This window comes from Mesorhizobium sp. M7A.F.Ca.CA.002.15.2.1, assembly GCF_003998715.1.
Taxonomy (GTDB): domain Bacteria; phylum Pseudomonadota; class Alphaproteobacteria; order Rhizobiales; family Rhizobiaceae; genus Mesorhizobium; species Mesorhizobium ciceri.
In genome coordinates this window covers 1-465 of record NZ_RZPI01001261.1, presented here as the reverse complement: position 1 = coordinate 465, position 465 = coordinate 1, and the positions used below count along the sequence as shown (strand labels likewise).

Genomic DNA, 465 nt, shown 5'->3' with positions numbered 1-465 from the left:
ATGCCGGGCCGTTCGGCAAGAGCGACAGGGCGCTGGCGCTTGGCGTCGTCGCCGTGCTGTGCGCCCCAGGGCTGTGGCCGGCATCGATCGCGCCATTTGTGTTTCCGGCCATGGCAACGCTTTCGCTGCTGACCGCCATAAACCGGATACGCGCCGGGCTTATTGGCAGCGCCAGCTGAGCATCGAGGCTCGCCATGCCGCCAGTGGGGCCGCCAGAGGGAAAGACCATGATGCACGAACCGGTCGCCGCCGCGGCCACGGAAAGCCTTGCGCGGCAAGCGCAGGAGCGGGTCTTCCGCAGCCATGACGGGACGGAGATCTTCTACCGATTCTGGCCGGCGGCTTCGGCCGATGCCAAAGGCGCGATGGTGCTCTTCCATCGCGGCCACGAGCATGGCGGCCGCATGGCCCATCTCGTCGATGAATTGCGGATGCCGGACCACGCCTTCTATGCCTGGGATGCCC

General features: G+C 67.1%; 1 protein-coding gene. It reads left to right on the top strand.

Features of this window, described 5'->3' with window-relative positions:
- Positions 1 to 227: 227 nt before the first annotated feature.
- The coding region (locus ENZ74_RS34025; RefSeq protein ID WP_245471072.1) for an alpha/beta hydrolase at positions 228 to 465 on the top strand (238 nt) is incomplete at its 3' end.